Genomic DNA, 19,224 nt, shown 5'->3' with positions numbered 1-19,224 from the left:
GTTTAATTCAGGCAGTAGTGCCCGATCAGGTCACGCAATAGACGCACGGTAGGCTCGATTCGTGACATTTCCAGGTATTCGCCGGGCTGGTGAGCGCAGGCGATATCGCCGGGGCCCAGCACGATGGTCTGGCAACCCAGCTGCTGAAGATAAGGCGCTTCGGTACCGAACGCCACCGCTTCGGCGCGATGGCCGGTGAGGCGTTCGGCCACTTGCACCAGTTCGGCGTCGGCGGCCTGCTCGAAGGGCGGCACTTCCGGGAACAGCGGCGCATAGTCGATACGCACCTCATGGCGCTCGGCCACCGGCTTGAGCTTGCCGCGAATGGCGGCGCGCAGCTGTTCGACATCCATGCCAGGCAGCGGGCGCAGGTCGAACTCCAGGGCGCACTGGCCACAGATGCGATTGGGGTTGTCCCCCCCATGAATGCAGCCGAAGTTCATGGTTGGCGTAGGCACGGTAAATTGCGGATTGCGGAAGGTTTCTTGCCACTGCCGGCGCAGGCCCATCAGTTCACCCATCACCTCATGCATGGCCTCCATCGCGCTGTGGCCCAGGCTCGGGTCGGACGAATGGCCGCTGCGCCCGAGGATGTCGATGCGGTCCATGAGGATGCCCTTGTGCATGCGGATCGGCCGCAGGCCCGTGGGCTCGCCGATCACCGCTGCGCGGCCGAGTGGCTGGCCGGCGGCTGCCAGGGCGCGGGCGCCGGACATCGAGCTTTCTTCATCACAGGTGGCGAGGATCAGCAGTGGTTGCTTGAAATCGTGCTCAAGCAGCGGAATCACCGCTTCGATGACCAAGGCGAAAAAGCCTTTCATGTCGCAACTGCCCAGGCCGACCCATCGGCCGTCGACCTCGGTCAGCTTGAGCGGGTCGCTGGACCACAGCTGTTCGTCGTAGGGCACCGTGTCGCTATGGCCGGCCAACACCAGGCCACCGGGGCCGGTGCCACGGCTGGCCAGCAGGTTGAACTTGCCCGGGCTGACCTGTCGGATGTCACAACTGAACCCCAGATCGCCCAGCCAGCCGGCCAGCAGGTCGATGACCTGGCGGTTGGACTGGTCCAGTGCAGGCTGGGTGCAACTGACCGAGGGCGCGGCAATCAAGGCGGCAAACTGGTCTTTCAGCGTTGGCAACGGCATGCGCGTACTCCTCGGAAGCGTTGCCCATCATAGGGCCATCCGGCGCAAGGAATAAACCGTTGCCGGCCCAGTCCTGTAGACTGCACGGCAATCACGCCCTCCTTCGAGCCTGCGATGCACAAAGAAACCGAACTCAAGCTCCGCGCCAGTCGCGAGACCCTGGCTGCCCTGCGCGAGCACCCCCTGCTGAAAAAGCGCAACAAGTCCGGCTGGCAGACCCGCGAGCTGCTCAACCAGTACTTCGACACCCCTGCGCGCGACCTCTGCGCAGCCCGTGTCGCCCTGCGCCTGCGCCGCGACGGCGAGGTGATCATCCAGACCCTGAAGTGCCGTGGCCAGAGCGTCGCCGGGCTGTCCGAGCGCAATGAATACGAATGGCACCTGGACAAGGTCAAGCTCGACCTGAAAAAGCTCGACGCCACCTGCTGGCCAGAGCCACTGGCCGAGCTGGACAAGAAAACCATCAAGCCGTTGTTCACCACCGATTTCACCCGCGAGTTCGCCGAAATCGCCTGGGGCCGTGGTAAGAGCAAGGTGGTCATCGAGGCCGCGCTGGACCAAGGCTTCGTGATCGCCGGCAAGCAGAAGGAAGAGATCTGCGAGCTCGAACTGGAGTTGCGCGAAGGCGCCCCTGAAGCGCTGCTGGAGCTGGCTGCCGAGCTGGCCGCCAGCCTGCCGCTGATGCCATGCGACATCAGCAAGGCCGAGCGCGGCTACCGCCTGCTGGAGCCGGACAGCTACGAGCTGGGCCTGCCAACCACCGAGCTGGACGCCGAAATGGCCGTGGACGACGCCTTCGCAGCCCTCGCCTGGCAATTGCTGGGCAGCAGCCAGCGCCTGGCCGAGCAGTATCGCCACAATGGCCACTGGCGCCTGCTGCAGGACTGGGTGCAGTGCCTGGCCGAGTTGCGCGCACTGGTTGCCAGCCTGGGCCAGGCTGCGCCACGCGCGACCACCCGCGAGCTGCGCGCCAGCCTCGATGCGCTACTGGAAGACTGGCGCCCGCTGGTGCAGGCCGGTAATGACGACGAAGACATCCGCCGTGCCGCGCCCGAGCAGTTCATCCAAGAGCTCGAAGACGTACGCTGGGGCCAGTTCTCCCTGGAAACCTCGCGCTGGCTGCTGGCCCGCGCCTGGACCGTGGAGCGCAAGGGCCGTGGCGAGCGCCAAGGCAAGGCGCAGCTGGCCAGCTGGCTGGCGCACCTGCTGGGTGAGGAAGGCCGCTCGCTGAAGCTGACGCTGTACACCCAGCGTCCGGAAGACCTGGCCGAACAGCTGCCGCGTATCGAACAGCTGCTGGCCTGGCTGCACCATGCTCGCCAGGTGCTCGAAGCACCCCAGATGGACCGCCTGTACGGCGACCTGAAAAAGCTGCATGAACTGGCTGAGCTGCCCTTGGGCGAAGAGCCTGGCGAACTGCTGGAAGCGCGTATCGAGCAAGCTCGGGCGGTCGACCAGAGCCGTGGCTGGAAGCACCTGCTCAAGGCTTGAGACCGCTCCTGAAGGCTAACGAGGCTTTGTAGGAGCGGCCTTGTGTCGCGAAAGGGGTGCGAAGCGCCCCCAGGATTTGTGCAGTAGGCTGATTTTGCAGGGTCCGATTTGTGGCCCTTTCGCGACACGAGGCCGCTCCTACAGGGGCCGCATCAGCGGGTCTGAAGCGGCCTCACCTCGACAGTGGCAGGCTGGTGGTGGACTTGATCTCCGACAGCGCCACAATCGAGTTCACTTCCTGAATACCCGGCACGTTCGAGAGCTTTTCGAAAAAGAAGCGCTCATAAGCCTCGATATCCGAGGTAACGATGCGCAACAGAAAATCCACCGCCCCCATCAGCACATAGCACTCCAGCACTTCCGGAAAGCCGCGGATCGCCTCGGTGAATTCGGTGAAGTTGGAGCGGCCGTGGGCGTTGAGTTTCACCTCAGCAAAAATCTGCGTGTTCAGGCCGACTTTCTTGCGATCCAGCAGGGTCACCTGCCCACGGATCACACCTTCGTCTTTCAGCCGCTGAATCCTGCGCCAGCAGGGTGATTGTGACAGCCCCACACGCTCGGCGATCTGCGCACTGGACAGCGATGCGTCCTCTTGCAGGAGCTCGAGAATGCGTCGGTCATAGGCATCCAGTTCGCCTTGCATTAATAATTCTCCAAAAAGCACTTATTTGAATTGATCAATCTGCAGCTCTAGGTATTCGATGGAATCATAGCGAAAAAATACCGGCCTCGACGTGCAAGAATTTCTCCCACATTCGCGGAGACCCAGCATGAACGCACTCGAACGCCCCTTGGCCCGCAGCGATGCCTGGGCCGCCAACACCAGCCACAGCACCGTACGATATCGCCTGCAGGCCGAAGCCGAGCCGGATACCCTTTGCCGGGTGCTCAACCTGTTTGCCCTGCAGTTCCTGACACCGCACAGCGTGCAGGTCAACCAGCAGGAAGACTGGCTCGACATCGAGGTTGGCGTCGGCGGGCTGAGCTGGCATCGGGCGCAAGTGATTGCACAAAAACTGCGCAACCTGGTGTGTGTCGGGGAAGTGAGCCTGGAAAACCTGGCGCGCCTGGAGCTGGCGGTGGTCTGAAGCCCGGCGGCGCAAAATCCCGAAATCCTTTCCCAAACCCCGTTCCGCCAGGCACGGCTAGCCTTGACCAAGGTCTCCCCCAAGGCACGGACGCCGCCGATGTTCACACCCAACGAGCAAGCCCTCGACCTCAAAAGCCTGCTGGACGCCTTGCAAGCCGACCAGCACCTGACTGCCAACGATTCATGCCAGGTTCGCGAACAAGCATCCCGCTACAGTGCTCACCACCCGCTTGAGGCCATCGCTGCCGTGGGCCTGGAAGATCGCAGCCAGCCCGGCAAACTGCTGAATCTGGACACCCTCTGCCAATGGCTGGCGCAAAAAGTCGGTCAGCCCTACCTGCGTATCGACCCCATGCAACTCGACCTGGCCCGGGTCAATGGCCTGATCTCCCCTGCCTTCGCGCAGCGCCACGGCATCTTGGTCGTGGCCAACGACGCCGATGCCATCACTGTGGCCAGTGCCGAACCTTATCAACAGCTGTGGCAGGCCGACCTCGCGCGCAGCCTGGGCAAGCCGATCCGCCGGGTGCTGGCCAGCCCGCTGCAGATCCGCCAACTGGGCCAGTCGCTGTTTCGCCTGGCCCACTCGGTACAAGGTGCGCAGCACCAGCAAGCGACCAGCCTGGGCGAGCTCGAACACTTGCTTGAGCTTGGCAAGCGCCAGGTGGAGGCCACCGCCGATGATGCGCACATCGTGCATATCGTCGACTGGCTGCTGCAGTACGCCATCGAGCAGCGCGCCAGTGATATCCATCTGGAGCCACGCCGCGACCAGGGCCACCTGCGCTACCGCATCGACGGGCTGCTACACACGGTCTACGCCTTCCCGGCCAGCGTCACGCTGGCCGTGGTCAGCCGCCTGAAACACCTGGGGCGCATGGACGTAGCGGAAAAGCGCCGCCCACAGGATGGCAGGGTGAAGAGCAGCCTGCCAGGCGGCAGCGAAGTGGAGCTGCGCCTCTCGACGCTGCCGACACCCTTTGGTGAAAAACTGGTGCTGCGCTTGTTCGACCCACGCCAGTTGCAGGAAGACTTCGACCAGCTGGGCCTGGAGGGCGAGCAGTTGAGCCAGTGGCAAACGCTATTGCAGCGTCGCCAGGGCATCCTGCTGGTCACCGGGCCAACTGGCTCCGGCAAGACCAGCACGCTTTACGCCAGCCTCAAGTTGCTGGCCACACCGCAGGTCAACCTGTGCACCATCGAAGACCCGATCGAGCGCCTGGAACCTTCGTTCAACCAGTTACAGGTGCAGCCTGCCCTGGGCCTGGGTTTTGCCGATGGCGTGCGCGCCCTGCTGCGCCAGGACCCGGACATCATCATGATCGGCGAGATCCGCGACCGCGAGACCGCAATGGTGGCCGTTCAGGCTGCCCTCACCGGGCACCTGGTGCTTTCCACCCTGCACACCAATGACACCTGCAGCGCCATTACCCGCCTGCTTGAGCTGGGCGTTGCCGATTACCTGATCCGGGCGACCCTGGGTGGGGTCATGGCCCAACGCCTGGTGCGCGTGCTTTGCAACACATGCCACGGCCGCCCATCCAGCGATCCGTGCCAAGTCTGCCGGGGCACCGGCTATCGTGGCCGGACGGGTTTGTTCGAACTGCTGATCCCGAGTGAAAGCCTGCGTGCACGGATAGGCGCCAGCACCGATCTGGCCGAACTGCAACGGCAGGCTCTAGCTGAAGGGTTACAGGATCTGCGCAGCTGTGGCCAGGCGAAAGTGAACCGCGGGCTGACCCGCCTGGAGGAGGTGCTGCGGGTCTGTTCTTGAGCAAAAAACCCTTGTATTCAAGGAACTTGCGGCCATTTCGCTGGATCAAACCGGCCATCTCCAACCCTCACCCTTCGAGGTGTTTCATCATGCGTCTCAAAACCGCCATCGCAGCTGCTGCCCTGCTTTCGCTGCCTGTTGGCTCCGCCATGGCCGATACCTTCTGGCGTAACGTAATGACCTCTGGCGCCACCACGGCGTCGAGCTACATCACCTCGCACGACCACAAGCGGGTACTCGCGGCGCAGGATGACGCCGGCAGCTTCGTCGCCAGTGAGGGGGCAATTCGCGGGCCGTTCCTGGAGCAGGCGCTGCAACAGGTGCGTGCCGAGAACCCAGGGATGCAAGCCTCGGACATGGAACTGGCGAACGCCATCCTGGCCAAGAACGCGGTAACCAACTAAGGCTTTGGGGGCGCTATGCGCCCCTTTCGCGACACAAGGCCGCTCCTACAGCAGATCACGAAACCTTGCAGGAGCGGACTTGTGTCGCGATGGGCCGCAAAGCGGCCCCAGATTTCAGCGGTAAGCCTCCACCGGCACGCAAGCACAGAACAGATTCCTGTCCCCATACACATTGTCGACCCGGTTCACCGCTGGCCAGTACTTGTGCAGCCGCACGTGGGCACTGGGCGCAACCGCCTGCTCCAGGCTGTAAGGCCGGGCCCACGGCGCCAGCACATCGGCCAGGGTATGCGGCGCATGCTTGAGCGGGTTGTCCTCCGCCGGCCAGTTACCTTCCTGCACCTGGGCAATTTCCGCCCGAATTGCCAGCATCGCTTCGACGAAGCGGTCCAGCTCGGCCTTCGACTCACTTTCAGTGGGTTCGATCATCAGCGTTCCAGGTACCGGGAACGACATGGTCGGGGCATGGAAGCCATAGTCCATCAGGCGCTTGGCCACGTCCTCCTCGGTAATGCCGGTCTGCGCCTTGAGCGGCCGCAGGTCGAGGATGCACTCATGCGCCACCCGCTGGTTGCGCCCGCGGTACAACACCGGGAACGCGCCGCCGAGCTGGCTGGCCAGGTAGTTGGCCGAAAGGATCGCCACTTCGCTCGCATCAGCCAGCTGAGGGCCCATCATGGCGATGTACATCCAGCTGATCGGCAGGATGCTCGCACTGCCCCAAGGCGCGGCGCTGACGGCGCTGTTGTTCGGGTCCAGGCCCGGCACGGGCACTACCGGGTGGCTGGCGACGAACGGCTTCAGATGAGCACGGATGCCGATCGGCCCCATGCCCGGGCCGCCACCGCCGTGAGGGATACAAAAGGTCTTGTGCAGGTTCATGTGTGAAACGTCGGCGCCAATGTCCGCTGGCCGCGCCAGGCCGACCTGGGCGTTGAGGTTGGCACCGTCCATGTACACCTGGCCACCGTGCTGGTGGACCACTTCGCAGATCTCGCGGATACCTTCTTCGTACACGCCATGGGTCGAGGGGTAGGTGACCATCAGGCACGACAGCGTGTCGCCGGCGGCATGGGCCTTGGCCTTGAGGTCTTCGAGGTCGACGTTGCCAGCATCGTCACAATCGACGATCACCACCTCCATGCCAGCCATCTGCGCGGAGGCCGGGTTGGTGCCGTGAGCCGACGACGGAATCAGGCACAGCGTGCGCTGGGGCTGATGACGGCTGCGGTGATAGCGGGTGATGGCCATGAGCCCGGCATATTCACCCTGGGCACCGGAGTTGGGCTGCATGCAGATGGCGTCGAAGCCGGTAATGGCGCACAACCAGCTTTCCAGCTCGTCGATCATCGCCTTGTAACCGGTGACCTGTGCCGCCGGTGCAAAGGGATGAAGCTGGGCGAAAGCGGGCCAGGTGATGGGGATCATCTCGCTGGTGGCATTGAGCTTCATGGTGCAGGAGCCCAGCGGAATCATCGACTGGTTCAGCGCCAGGTCCTTGCTCTCCAGCTGCTTGAGGTAGCGCAGCATCTCGGTTTCGCTGTGGTGCAGGTTGAATACCGGGTGGCTGAGGAACGGCGTGCGTCGCACCAGCGCAGCGGGGATGCCCTCCGGTAACGCGTGCTGGTCGAGGGTAGCGATATCCAGGCCGTGATCGACACCCAGGAAAATATCCAGCAGCCGCAGCACGGTGGCTTCGCTACAGGTCTCGTCCAGGCTCACGCCCAGATGGCCGCGGCCCAGGATACGCAGGTTGATGCGGGCGGCTTCGGCACTGTCGATGATCGCTGCCTGGGCGCCGCCGACATCCAGGGTCAAGGTGTCGAAAAAGTGCTGGTTGAGGCGCTTGATGCCTTTGGCCTCAAGGCCTGCCGCCAGCACGAAGGTCAGCCGGTGCACGCGCTGGGCAATACGCTGCAGGCCTTCGGGGCCGTGATACACCGCATAGAACCCGGCCATGTTGGCCAACAGCACCTGGGCTGTGCAGATGTTGGAGTTGGCTTTTTCGCGGCGGATATGTTGCTCACGCGTCTGCAGGGCCATGCGTAGCGCAGTATTGCCACGGGCATCGCGGGACACACCGATGATGCGCCCGGGCATCGCCCGCTTGTAATCGTCACGGCACGCAAAATAGGCCGCGTGCGGGCCGCCATAGCCCATAGGTACGCCGAAGCGCTGAGTCGAACCCAGCACCACGTCGGCTCCCAGCTCGCCGGGCGGGGTCAGCACCACCAGGCTGAGCAGGTCGGCAGCCACACAGGCCAGGGCCTGCTGGCTGTGCAACTGGTCGATGAACGGGCGCAGGTCGCGCACCTCGCCGTGGGTATCCGGATATTGCAGCAAGGCACCGAAGACCTGGTGCTGGGCGAGGTTATCCACAGCGTCGACGATCAACTGGAAACCGAACCCTTCCGCACGGGTTTTCAGCACCGACAAGGTCTGTGGATGGCAATGCTCGTCGGCAAAGAAGGCGTTGCTCTTGTTGCGCGCCACACGTTTGGCCAGGGCCATGGCTTCGGCAGCCGCCGTGGCTTCGTCGAGCAATGACGCGTTGGCCAGCGCCAGGCCTGTGAGGTCGATGACCATCTGCTGGAAGTTCAGCAGCGCCTCCAGACGACCTTGGGCGATTTCGGGCTGATAGGGCGTGTAGGCGGTGTACCAGCCGGGGTTTTCCAGCACGTTGCGCAAGATGACGGTGGGCGTGACGGTGCCGTGGTAGCCCATGCCGATGAGGCTGGTCCACACCTGGTTCTGCTCGGCGAAGCCTGCAAGCTTGGCCAACGCAGCCTGTTCATCCAGGGCCGGCGGCAGGTCGAGGGCACGGTTGAAGCGGATGCCTGGCGGCACAGTTTGCTCGATCAGTTCGCTGCGGCTGTTGAGGCCGAGGGCAGTGAGCATTGACTGCTGCTCCGAGGCATCGGGCCCCAGGTGGCGGCGCAGGAAAGGGTTGAGCTCTTGCAGTTGATGCAGGGATGGCGACTGGGACATGTCGACGCTCTCTTCCTAGACCAGGTCTCATGGAGACTTATAAGTCTAGGAAGGGATCGCCGATACTGCGGGAAAACTTGTTTCTGCAGGTTCGGCCTCTTCGCGGCTAAAGCCGCTCCTACAAAGCATTGCACAGGCCTCGAGCGCGGCGCTGTGCCTGTAGGAGCGGCTTTAGCCGCGAAGCAGGCGACGCGGTCTTACTCGCCGATAGCGGCTGCGTAACCTGCAGCATCCAGCAGCTTGTCCAGCTCGGCCGGGTTGCTTGGCTTGAGCTTGAAGATCCACGACGCGTAAGGCTCTTCGTTGAGCAGCTCCGGGCTGTCGGCCAGCTCTTCGTTGACGGCGATCACTTCACCGGAAACAGGAGCGTAGATGTCGGAAGCAGCCTTGACCGACTCGACCACGCCCGCAGTGTCGCCAGCGCCGAACACCTTGCCGACTTCGGCCAGCTCGACGAACACCACGTCACCCAGCGCTTGCTGGGCGTGGTCGCTGATACCTACGGTGACGCTGCCATCAGCTTCCAGGCGTGCCCATTCGTGGCTTTCGGCGAAACGCAGATCGGCGGGGATATTGCTCATGTGTTGAATTCCTCGTTTGGGTCAGCGGTTCGGCCCGCCGTTGATTGTTCAGATCAGAATCTTGCCGTGGCGCACGAAGGTCGGTCTGACCACCCGCACCGGGTACCATTTGCCGCGGATCTCGACCTCGGCGCGGTCACCGGTAGCCATGGGCACGCGTGCCAGGGCAATGGATTTGCTCAGCGTAGGTGAGAAACTACCACTGGTGATCTCCCCTTCGCCAATCCCGGCTACACGAACCACCTGGTGGGCACGCAGCACGCCGCGCTCTTCCAGCACCAAGCCAACCAGTTTTTCCTGCACACCTCGGTCGATTTCCGCCAACAGGCCAGCACGGCCGACGAAGTTGCGTTCAGCTGGCTCCCAGGCGACACACCAACCCAGGTTGGAGGTCAGCGGGGTGTGGCTCTCATCGATGTCCTGGCCATACAGGTTCATGCCGGCTTCCAGGCGCAGGGTATCGCGCGCGCCCAGGCCGCTCGGCGCGATGCCGGCGCCAACCAGGTCGTTGAAGAACGCTACGGCCTCATCACCCGGCAGGATGATTTCCAGCCCGTCTTCACCGGTGTAGCCGGTACGGGCGATGAACCAGTCACCTTCGGCAAGACCTTCGAACGGGTGCAGTTCGCGGATCAGTGCGGCGCGAGCAGGGCTCAGCAGTGCGGCGACTTTGTCGCGGGCATAAGGGCCTTGAATGGCGAGGATGGCCAGGTCGGGGCGAACCTCGAACGAGACGCTGAAACCTGCACTTTGCAGCTGCAGCCAATTGATGACCTTCGCCCGCGTGGCCGCGTTGGTGACCAGGCGGTAGCCGCCCTGGGTGCGGTAGACGATCAGGTCGTCGATGACCCCGCCGTCCTCATTGAGCAAGGGGCTGTACAGCGCCTTGCCGGTGCCGTCGAGACGGGCCACGTCGTTGGCCAGCAGACGTTGCAGCCAAGGTGTGGCTTGTTCGCCAGCAATGTCGATGACCGTCATGTGGGAAACATCGAAGACACCGCAGTCGCTGCGCACCTGATGGTGCTCCTCGACCTGCGAGCCATAATGCAGCGGCATGTCCCAGCCACCGAAATCGACCGTCTTGGCGCCAAGTGCCAGGTGCAAGTCGTACAAAAGCGTGCGCTGTCCCATGGGTTTCTCCTTCCGGGCGTGGCGAAGCGGCGGCGGTCGATGACGTTTAATCGTCAGCTCTTCTTGTAGGCCCCGCCGCGCGAATGCCGCGCATTGTAGCCGCAAGGGCGCAAGCTGGCATCCTCAGTGACTGTGACCAGGGCGACGAGCGGAACGGCGGATCAGCCCGATGACCGGCAACAGCCCTACCAGCACCAAGGTCAGCGCCGGCAGCGAGGCGCGCGCCCATTCGCCTTCGCTGGTCATCTCGAACACCCTTACCGCCAGGGTGTCCCAGCCGAACGGGCGCATCAGCAAGGTGGCGGGCATTTCCTTGAGCACATCGACGAACACCAGCAACGCGGCACTCAGGGCTCCTGGCACCAGCAACGGCAGATACACCTTGAAAAACAAACCCAGGCCACCGACGCCAAGGCTGCGCGAAGCCTCCGGCAACGAGGGGCGAATGCGCTCCAGGCTGCTTTCCAATGGGCTGTAAGCGACGGCGATGAAGCGCACCAGGTAGGCCAGCAGCAAGGCGGCAAGGCTGCCCAACAGCAGTGGCTTGCCTGCGCCGCCCAACCAGGCCGACAGCGGAATGACCAGCTGATTATCCAGGTAGCTGAAAGCCAGCATGATCGACACCGCCAGCACCGAGCCGGGCAATGCGTAGCCCAGGTTGGCCAGGCCGACGCCCGCACGGATACCGGCTGTCGGCGCCTGACGGCGGGCGAAGGCCAGCATCAGGGCCACGCAAACAGTGATCAACGCGGCCATGCCGCCCAGGTACAACGTATGCAGCACCAGGCCGACATACCGCTCGTCCAGATCATGCCGGCCGCGCTGCCAGAACCACGCCAGCAACTGCAGCAGTGGAATGACGAATGCGCAGGCGAACACCAGCAGGCACCAGCCACTGGCCAGCAGCGCCTTGAACCCACGCAAGTGGTAAAGCGCCTGGCCGCGCGGGCGCTCATTGCCACTGCGGGTCGCACCACGGGCGCGGCGCTCGCCGTACAGCACCAGCATCACCGCCAGCAGCAGCAGGCTGGCAAGTTGGGCCGCGCTGGAAAGGCTGAAAAAGCCGTACCAGGTCTTGTAGATGGCCGTGGTGAAGGTATCGAAGTTGAACACGGCCACCGCGCCGAAATCGGCCAGGGTCTCCATCAGCGCAAGGGCAATACCTGCACCAATCGCTGGCCGCGCCATCGGCAAGGCTACCCGCCAGAAGGCTTGCAGGGGAGACAGGCCAAGTACCCGGGCAGCCTCCATCAAGCCCTTGCCCTGGGCCAGGAACGCCGTACGCGCCAGCAGGTAGACATAGGGGTAGAACACCAGCACCAGCACGATAATCACCCCACCCGTGGAGCGTACTCGTGGCAGGCGCATGGGCCCGAACACCTCGCGCAGGGCGCTTTGCACCGGGCCGGCAAAGTCGAGCAAGCCGACGAAGACGAAGGCCAGCACGTAGGCGGGGATCGCGAACGGCAGCATCAACGCCCAATCGAGCCAGCGCCGGCCAGGGAACTCACACAGGCTGGTGAGCCAGGCCAGGCTGACGCCGAGCAGGGTGACGCCGGTACCGACGCCGACCACCAGGGTTGCGGTATTGCCCAGCAGGCGGCCCATCTGGGTGTCGAGCAGGTGCGACCAGATCTGCAGGTCGACCGACTGCCAGGACAGCAGCAGCACACTCAAGGGCAGGAGGACCAGGGTGGCGGTCAAAGTGACCGGGAGGTACCAGCGGCTTTGTGGGGTGTGCGGCAAGGTTGAATTCTCGGTTGCAATAGCGACCGCTGCGCGGTCGTTCGCGGGTAAACCCGCTCCTACAGGGTTTAGCGCCATCTGAAGTGCGATGGTGTTCCTGTGGGAGCGGGTTTACCCGCGAAAGGGCCCTGACATACCCCGGAAGTGTAAAGCCTGGTGCTTAATTCCAGCCAGCCCGATCCATCAGGCGAATGGCATCGGCCTGGCGCTTGCCAGCCACTTCCACCGGAAGGCTGTCGGCCTTGAAGCTGCCCCAGGCCGCCACTTCTTCCGACGGCTTGACCTTCGGGTTGGCCGGGAACTCCTGGTTGATGTCGGCGAACAGCTTCTGCGCCTCTTCGCCAGTCATCCACTCGACCAGCTTTTTGGCAGCTTCCGGGTGCGGGGCATGCTTGGTCAGGCCGATACCCGACAGATTGACGTGCACGCCGCGGTCACCCTGGTTGGGCCAGAAGATCTTCACCGGCAGTTTCGGGTTCTGGGCGTGCATGCGGCCGTAGTAATAGGTGTTGACCACACCCACATCGCACTGGCCGGCTTCGATGGCCTGGATCACGGCGTTGTCGTCGGAGAACACGTCGGTGGACAGGTTGCTGACCCAGCCTTTGACGATCTGCTCGGCCTTGGCTTCACCGTGGTTCTCGATCAGCGTGGCCGTCAGCGACTGGTTGTACACCTTCTTCGCCGTGCGCAGGCACAGGCGGCCTTCCCAGTGCTTGTCAGCGAGGGCTTCATAAGTGGTCAGCTCGGCCGGTTTGACCCGCTCGGTGGAGTAGACGATGGTCCGTGCGCGCAGGCTCAGGCCGGTCCAGTCATGGGACGAAGCGCGGTACTGCGGTGGGATGTTCTGGTCGATGATGTCCGACTTGATCGGCTGCAAAATGCCCATCTGCTCGGCCTGCCAGAGGTTGCCGGCATCGACGGTGAGCAGCAGGTCGGCCACACCGTTCTCGCCCTCGGCCTTGATGCGCTGCATCAGCGGCGCTTCCTTGTCGGTGATGAACTTGACCTTGACCCCGGTCTTGGCGGTATAGGCGTCGAACACCGGCTTGATCAGCTCGTCGATGCGCGAGGAGTACACCACCACTTCGTCCGCCGCTTGGGCGGTGCCGCCCAACAGGGTCAGGGCCAGGGCGGCCAATAGGGGCTTGCGTGGCAACATGGAAAGCACTCCTCGGATCGTATGAGAGGCGCAAATGGTAGTGAATCCCATTTTCCAGCTCATCTACCGAGCAGTTACCGGATGTTGCAAGGGCCGCTTGCGACCCGCTCGCGACACACGGCCGCTCCTACAGGAGACCGCAGCTCCGTGTAGGAGCGACCTTACCGGGGTGCCGGACCGGTCGGAAAGGGCTGCAAAGCAGCCCCAGCCATCTCAAGCCTTCGCCAGTTCCGGCAGGTCTCCGGTCAACCCCAAGGCCTGGCGCACGAACATCGCCTTGGCTTCCGGCATCTGTTCCACCAGCTTCAAGCCGCTGTTTCGCAGCCAGCGCAACGGCAACGGATTGGCCTGGAACAACCGCTCGAAGCCTTCCATTGCCGCCATCAACGCCAGGTTGTGCGGCATGCGCCTGCGCTCATAACGGCTGAGCACTTTCACATCCGCCAACCGCTCACCGCGCGCGCAGGCCTTCTCCAGCACCTCGGCCAGCACTGCAGCATCAAGGAAGCCCAGATTGACACCCTGCCCGGCCAACGGGTGAATGGTGTGCGCGGCATCGCCGATCAACACCAACCCTTCGTCCACGTAGCGCTTGGCGTGGCGCTGGCGCAACGGCACGCAGACGCGGGGGTCGGCTTCCAGCACATCGCCCAAACGCCCCTCAAAAGCGCGCTCAAGGGCCTTGAGGAAGGCCTGTTCATCCAACGCCATGATCTGCTCGGCCTGCTCCGGAGTCGTCGACCAGACAATCGAGCACCAGTCCTGCTTGCCGTCACGGGACAGCGGCAGGAACGCCAGCGGCCCCTCATCGGTGAAGCGCTGCCAGGCGGTGGCCTGATGTGCGGCACTGCAGCGCACGCTGGTGACGATCGCGTGGTGCAGGTAATCCCATTCGCGGGTCTCGCAGCCGGCCAGGCGGCGCACCGCCGAATTGGCGCCGTCTGCGGCCACTACCAGCGGCGTACGCAGTTGGCGGCCATCGGCCAGGGTCAGCAGCCATTCGTCACCGGAGCGGCGCAGCTGTTCCAGACGGGCATTGGGCAGCAGGCCGATGTCGCTGTCGTGCAGGCGCTCCAGCAAACCATCCTGGACCACCCGGTTCTCGACAATATGGCCGAGCACTTGGGCATGCACGCTGGCTGCCGAGAAATGTACATGACCGGTACCGCTGCCATCCCATACATGCATGTCGGAATACGGCGACACACGCCGACTGGCGATGCCGTCCCAGGCGCCGAGGCGTTCGAGGATGCGCTGGCTGGCCGCCGACAAGGCACTGACCCGTGGCTCGAACGGTGCAGCGCCGTCGAACGGTTTGACCGACAGCGGGCCGCCATCGAGCAGGAGAATATCCAGGCCACTGTGGCGAAGCGCCAGGGCCAGGGCGCTGCCGACCATACCGGCACCGACAATCAACAGATCTGCGCGCATTTCCATGCCTTACGCCTGCCTCGCTTGCGGCTTGAGCCGCACGTATAGGGTTTTATCGACCCGTGCCACCAGCTCGCCGGCTTCGTCACGGATATCGACCTGCACACGCGGCAGGTACTTCTTGCCACTGGCGGTCTGCCGGCGGATTTCGTCCAGCAGCGCGTCATCGACGTGGAATTCGGCGTACACCGTGCTCTTGCCCGGGGCGATGAAATCGATGCTGGCGGCTTTGTCCCAGACGATGTACTCGCGGCCCAGCTGCTCGATCAGCAACAGCATGTAGAACGGGTCGACCATCGAGTACAGGCTGCCGCCAAACTGGGTGCCAACATAGTTGCGGTTCCAGCGGGTCAGTTTCATGCGTACCTTGATGTTGCGCATGTCCGGGCTGATGTGCTGGATGCGGATGCCGGCACCGATGTATGGCGGGTAGAAGTTCAGCAGCCAGCGCAACATGCGCGCCCGGCGCGCCAGCCTGCGCGGGTTGCTCATGCCTGGCCCCGCGGATCGGGGCGGGTACCGAGGCCCATGGCCTGGCGGGCAAACCAGCTTTTTGCCGGTGGTAGCAGGTCAAGCCCTAGCAGGCCGATATTGCGCCCGGCAGCCAGCAACGGCTGGTTGCTGCCGAACAAGCGGGTGACCTGGTCGGAGAAGCCGATGGTCAGGGCCTGGTCGAGACGCTGGCGCTGGCGATAGGCCTGCAGACTGGCCAGGTCGCCTGGCTGTTGCGGGCCTGCCAGCAGCGCATCGGCCAGCGATTGCACATCACGCAGCGAGAGGTTGAAGCCTTGGCCGGCGATCGGGTGCAGGCTGTGCGCCGCGTTGCCCAGTACCACCAAGTGTGGCCGCACCTGCTCTTCGGCCTCGATCAGCGCGAGCGGGTAGAGATGCCGGGCACCCACCTGACGCAGGGCGCCGAGGCGGTAGCCAAAGGCATCCTGCAACTCGCTCAGGAAGCTGCGCTCGTCGATTTCGGCCAGGCGCCGGGCGTCCATCCCCTGCCGCGTCCAGACCAGCGCGCAGCGGTTTTCCGGCAACGGCAGCAAGGCCATCGGGCCTTGCTCGGTGAAGCGCTCGAAGGCTTGGCCACAGTGGGCCTCCCCCGGGGTGATGTTGGCGATCAGTGCGCTCTGTTCGTACGGAGTACGGCGCACATGAATGCCCAACTGCTGGCGCAGACCAGAACGGCCACCATCGGCCAGCACTGCAAGGTCGCACTCCAGGCTGGTGTCGTCGTCCAGCAGCAGGCGGTAGCCACCCTCGATGGCCTGCATCGCCTTCACTTCGGCCGGGCAACGCCAGCTCACCACCTCACGGTCCAGCCCCTGCCACAGGCATTGGCCGAGCCAGGCATTCTCCACCACGTAACCCAAGGCCGGCACGCCCTCTTCCATGGCATCCAGCCGGGTAGCGCCGAAACGGCCGCGGTCAGAGACCTGAATCTGCCGAATCGGCTCGGCGCGCGGGCTGATGGTTTGCCACAGGCCAAGGTGCTGGTAGATCTGCCGGGTGCCGAACGACAAAGCCGAGGAGCGTGCATCGTAGCTCGGCTGGAAGCTGTCGCCGGGAGCGAACGGCTCGATCAGCAGGATGTTCCAGCCACGCGCCTTGGCACCGGCCTGCAGGGCCAGGGCCAGGCTCGCGCCGACCAGACCGCCGCCAATGATCGCCAGGTTGACCCGACTCATGCCGCGTCCTTGCGTGCAGCCTGCATCAGCGCCTCGATCTCGGCGACTGTGCGGGGTACACCCGAAGTCAGAATTTCACAACCTTGCTTGGTCACTACCACGTCATCCTCGATCCTGATGCCGATGCCGCGCCATTTCTTCGCGACCTCTTGGTTGTCAGCGGCAATGTAGATGCCCGGCTCGACCGTCAGCGCCATGCCGGGCTCCAGCACCCGCCACTCGCCGCCGACCTTGTATTCGCCGACATCGTGCACATCCATGCCCAGCCAGTGCCCGGCGCGGTGCATGTAGAACGCCCGGTAGGCCTCGCTGTCGATCAACGCCTGCACCTCACCCTTGAGCAAGCCAAGCGCCACCAGGCCTTCAGTGATGACCTGCACGGTCGCCTCGTGGGCGTGGTTCCAGTGCTTGCCCGGGGCGATCTCGGCAAAGGCTGCAGCCTGGGCCTTGAGCACCAGCTCGTAGATGGCCTTCTGCTCGGGTGAAAAGCGCCCGCTGACCGGGAAGGTACGGGTGATGTCGCTGGCGTAGCAGTCGATCTCGCAACCGGCATCGATCAGCACCAGGTCACCGTCCTTGAGCAGGGCATCGTTCTGCTGATAGTGCAGGATGCAGCCATTGCGCCCGGCGGCGACGATCGAACCATAGGCCGGCATCTTTGCCCCGCCCTTGCGGAACTCATAGTCCAGCTCGGCTTCCAGGCTGTATTCATGCAACCCGGCCCGGCAGGCCTGCATGGCCCGCACATGGGCGCGCGCAGAGATATCTGCGGCAGCACGCATCACCTTCACTTCCGCTGCCGATTTATACAGGCGCATGTCGTGCAGCAGATGATCCAGCGCAACGAACTCGTTCGGCGGCTGAGCGCCGAGGCGTGCCTTGGAGCGGATCACATTGATCCAGTCCATCAGCCGGCGGTCGAACTCGGGGTTGCTGCCCATGGCGCTGTAGACCCGCTCGCGGCCTTCGATCAGGCCGGGCAGGATCTCGTCGATATCGGTGATCGGGAACGCATCGTCCGCGCCGAAGTCACGCACAGCACCTTCCTGGCCGGCACGCAGCCCGTCCCACTGCTCACGTTCTGGGTTGCGCTCGCGGCAGAACAGCACGTACTCGCCATGCTCGCGCCCGGGGATCAGCGCAATCACCGCCTCAGGCTCCGGGAAGCCGCTGAGGTACTGGAAATCGCTGTCCTGGCGGTACACGTGCTCGACGTCACGGTTGCGAATGGCAACTGCGGCAGCCGGCAGGATGGCAATGCTGTTGGGGACCATCTGCGCCATCAGCGCCTTGCGCCGACGGGCATACTCGGCCTTGGGTATGTGGCTCATGGGCAGAACTACCCCCGGTTGATCAGTGCAGCGAAGGTTTTGGCGCGGGTGCGGCAGGCGCGGCCAGCTCCGTGTACAGCAGCAGCGGTGCGACGCGCAGGTACTCCATGACCTCCATGTAGTCGCTCTCGCCGTCTTCGGATTCTTCGAGGGCTTCCTGGACTTGGGAAATGGCCACCAGGTCCTGCAGCACTTCCTTGGCTTCGGTAGACAGGTCCTTGCCACCTGCGTTCAGGCCGAAGCCGGTGATGAAGCCCTGGCACCACTGGCCCAGTGCCTCGGCGCGGTCGGCGAGTGCGGCATCGTCGCTTGGCAGCAGCAGGACGATGGCCATGTCTTCGCTGTTCAGTTCGCCCTTGACCATCTCTTGCAGGCCGATCAGGGCGTTGCGCACGGTGTCACCAGGTTCGGTTTCCAGCAGCTGGGCGGCATCGGCCAGCCAGGCCTCGGCATCGAAGCCTGCACCGGCACAGCTGCGCCCGATCAGCAGGCCGTGCAGCTCGGCAGGGGTTACAGGGTGGCCGTTGCTCGAAAGGAGCATGGCGAAGGCAACATAAGGCGATTGAGTATTAGGCATGGTCGGCTAGGCGCCAGACGGCGCATTTGACTAGAATGAAGACCTTGTATCCTAGCACCGGCAGGCGCGCCAAGACCATCGGCACTGGCCGCCGCTGCGCAGGGAGAGGCATCATCGCAGGGTGATTCAACGACGGAGCGAATCGAGTGCAACCCACGCAAGAGAACGACCTGCAAGCGCTGATGAGCCGGTTCGAGTTGCTGATTGAACGCGTCGAGCAACTTAAACGGCAAAATGCACTCCTAGTAGCTCAGGAAAAATCCTGGCGCGAGGAGCGCGCCCACCTCATCGAAAAGAACGAGATCGCCAAGCGCAAGGTCGAGTCGATGATTTTACGCCTGAAGGCCCTGGAGCAAGACTCATGAGTTCAAGCAATAGCGTCACCGTGCAGATCCTCGACAAGGAGTACTCGATCATCTGCCCGCCGGAAGAGCGCAACAACCTGGTCAGCGCGGCGCGCTACCTGGATGGCAAGATGCGCGAGATCCGCAGCAGCGGCAAGGTGATCGGTGCCGACCGCATTGCAGTCATGGCAGCGTTGAACATCACGCACGAAATGCTCCACCGCCAGGAAGATCGCACCGACGCGCCGGTGAGTGGCACCAGCCGTGAGCAGGTGCGTGACCTGCTGGAGCGGGTCGATCAGGCTTTGTCCGACGATGCGGGTACCAAAAACGGCTGAGAT

18 protein-coding genes are annotated in these 19,224 nt (G+C 63.8%); 6 read left to right on the top strand and 12 right to left on the bottom strand.

The window, feature by feature from the left end; genetic code table 11:
* Positions 1 to 2: 2 nt before the first annotated feature.
* Positions 3 to 1,145 (bottom strand): acetylornithine deacetylase, encoded by a 1,143-nt coding sequence (gene argE, locus APH27_RS19660; RefSeq protein ID WP_060485687.1) that lies wholly within the window; start codon positions 1,143 to 1,145, stop codon positions 3 to 5.
* 114 nt (positions 1,146 to 1,259) lie between these two features.
* Here argE and APH27_RS19655 point away from each other — a divergent pair, with 114 nt between their 5' ends.
* Complete coding sequence (locus APH27_RS19655) at positions 1,260 to 2,636, top strand: inorganic triphosphatase (protein WP_027920888.1); 1,377 nt, start codon at positions 1,260 to 1,262, stop codon at positions 2,634 to 2,636.
* 172 nt (positions 2,637 to 2,808) lie between these two features.
* Here the strand turns inward: APH27_RS19655 and APH27_RS19650 are convergent, their stop codons facing one another.
* Positions 2,809 to 3,279: an Lrp/AsnC family transcriptional regulator gene (locus tag APH27_RS19650; protein ID WP_027920887.1), complete on the bottom strand. Its 471-nt coding sequence runs from the start codon at positions 3,277 to 3,279 to the stop codon at positions 2,809 to 2,811.
* 127 nt (positions 3,280 to 3,406) lie between these two features.
* Between APH27_RS19650 and APH27_RS19645 the strand changes: the two genes are divergently transcribed.
* From APH27_RS19645 to APH27_RS19635, 3 genes are all read left to right on the top strand, one after another.
* A complete protein-coding gene (locus APH27_RS19645; RefSeq protein WP_027920886.1) occupies positions 3,407 to 3,724 on the top strand; it encodes a hypothetical protein in 318 nt (105 codons plus the stop codon).
* 99 nt (positions 3,725 to 3,823) lie between these two features.
* Positions 3,824 to 5,500, top strand: a complete 1,677-nt coding sequence (locus APH27_RS19640) for a GspE/PulE family protein (RefSeq protein WP_027920885.1) — start codon at positions 3,824 to 3,826, stop codon at positions 5,498 to 5,500.
* An 89-nt stretch (positions 5,501 to 5,589) separates the two neighbouring features.
* A complete protein-coding gene (locus APH27_RS19635; RefSeq protein ID WP_027920884.1) occupies positions 5,590 to 5,904 on the top strand; it encodes a DUF2388 domain-containing protein in 315 nt (104 codons plus the stop codon).
* Between the two features lie 114 nt (positions 5,905 to 6,018).
* Here the strand turns inward: APH27_RS19635 and gcvP are convergent, their stop codons facing one another.
* From gcvP to APH27_RS19585, 10 genes are all read right to left on the bottom strand, one after another.
* Positions 6,019 to 8,892, bottom strand: coding sequence for an aminomethyl-transferring glycine dehydrogenase (gcvP, locus tag APH27_RS19630; protein ID WP_060485686.1), 2,874 nt, complete (start codon positions 8,890 to 8,892; stop codon positions 6,019 to 6,021).
* Between the two features lie 197 nt (positions 8,893 to 9,089).
* Positions 9,090 to 9,473 carry a glycine cleavage system protein GcvH gene (gcvH, locus tag APH27_RS19625; RefSeq protein ID WP_027920882.1) on the bottom strand — a complete coding sequence of 128 codons (384 nt, stop codon included), beginning with the start codon at positions 9,471 to 9,473 and terminating at the stop codon, positions 9,090 to 9,092.
* Positions 9,474 to 9,521: 48 nt separating this feature from the next.
* Positions 9,522 to 10,604 carry a glycine cleavage system aminomethyltransferase GcvT gene (gcvT, locus tag APH27_RS19620; RefSeq protein ID WP_027920881.1) on the bottom strand — a complete coding sequence of 361 codons (1,083 nt, stop codon included), beginning with the start codon at positions 10,602 to 10,604 and terminating at the stop codon, positions 9,522 to 9,524.
* A 123-nt stretch (positions 10,605 to 10,727) separates the two neighbouring features.
* Complete coding sequence (locus APH27_RS19615; protein WP_027920880.1) at positions 10,728 to 12,350, bottom strand: iron ABC transporter permease; 1,623 nt, start codon at positions 12,348 to 12,350, stop codon at positions 10,728 to 10,730.
* A 160-nt stretch (positions 12,351 to 12,510) separates the two neighbouring features.
* Positions 12,511 to 13,512 carry an extracellular solute-binding protein gene (locus APH27_RS19610; RefSeq protein ID WP_027920879.1) on the bottom strand — a complete coding sequence of 334 codons (1,002 nt, stop codon included), beginning with the start codon at positions 13,510 to 13,512 and terminating at the stop codon, positions 12,511 to 12,513.
* A gap of 213 nt (positions 13,513 to 13,725) precedes the next feature.
* Complete coding sequence (locus APH27_RS19605; protein ID WP_177331699.1) at positions 13,726 to 14,943, bottom strand: 2-octaprenyl-3-methyl-6-methoxy-1,4-benzoquinol hydroxylase; 1,218 nt, start codon at positions 14,941 to 14,943, stop codon at positions 13,726 to 13,728.
* A gap of 9 nt (positions 14,944 to 14,952) precedes the next feature.
* Positions 14,953 to 15,435, bottom strand: a complete 483-nt coding sequence (locus APH27_RS19600; RefSeq protein WP_060485684.1) for a DUF4442 domain-containing protein — start codon at positions 15,433 to 15,435, stop codon at positions 14,953 to 14,955.
* Positions 15,432 to 16,631: a 2-octaprenyl-6-methoxyphenyl hydroxylase gene (gene ubiH, locus APH27_RS19595; protein WP_060485683.1), complete on the bottom strand. Its 1,200-nt coding sequence runs from the start codon at positions 16,629 to 16,631 to the stop codon at positions 15,432 to 15,434. The genes APH27_RS19600 and ubiH overlap by 4 nt, the downstream gene beginning before the upstream one ends.
* Complete coding sequence (pepP, locus tag APH27_RS19590) at positions 16,628 to 17,962, bottom strand: Xaa-Pro aminopeptidase (protein WP_027920875.1); 1,335 nt, start codon at positions 17,960 to 17,962, stop codon at positions 16,628 to 16,630. Before pepP ends, ubiH begins: the two co-directional genes overlap by 4 nt.
* Before the next feature lie 22 nt (positions 17,963 to 17,984).
* A complete protein-coding gene (locus APH27_RS19585) occupies positions 17,985 to 18,539 on the bottom strand; it encodes a YecA family protein (RefSeq protein ID WP_027920874.1) in 555 nt (184 codons plus the stop codon).
* A 182-nt stretch (positions 18,540 to 18,721) separates the two neighbouring features.
* On the opposite strand from APH27_RS19585, the gene APH27_RS19580 reads away from it, so the two are divergent.
* Together APH27_RS19580 and APH27_RS19575 are read left to right on the top strand one after the other, a co-directional pair.
* Positions 18,722 to 18,904, top strand: coding sequence for a TIGR02449 family protein (locus APH27_RS19580; protein ID WP_029886233.1), 183 nt, complete (start codon positions 18,722 to 18,724; stop codon positions 18,902 to 18,904).
* Positions 18,901 to 19,221: a cell division protein ZapA gene (locus tag APH27_RS19575; protein ID WP_027920873.1), complete on the top strand. Its 321-nt coding sequence runs from the start codon at positions 18,901 to 18,903 to the stop codon at positions 19,219 to 19,221. Before APH27_RS19580 ends, APH27_RS19575 begins: the two co-directional genes overlap by 4 nt.
* Positions 19,222 to 19,224: the final 3 nt, after the last annotated feature.

This window comes from Pseudomonas sp. NBRC 111123, assembly GCF_001320205.1.
Classification (GTDB): Bacteria; Pseudomonadota; Gammaproteobacteria; order Pseudomonadales; family Pseudomonadaceae; genus Aquipseudomonas; species Aquipseudomonas putida_J.
This window is presented reverse-complemented; position numbering and strand designations above follow the sequence as displayed.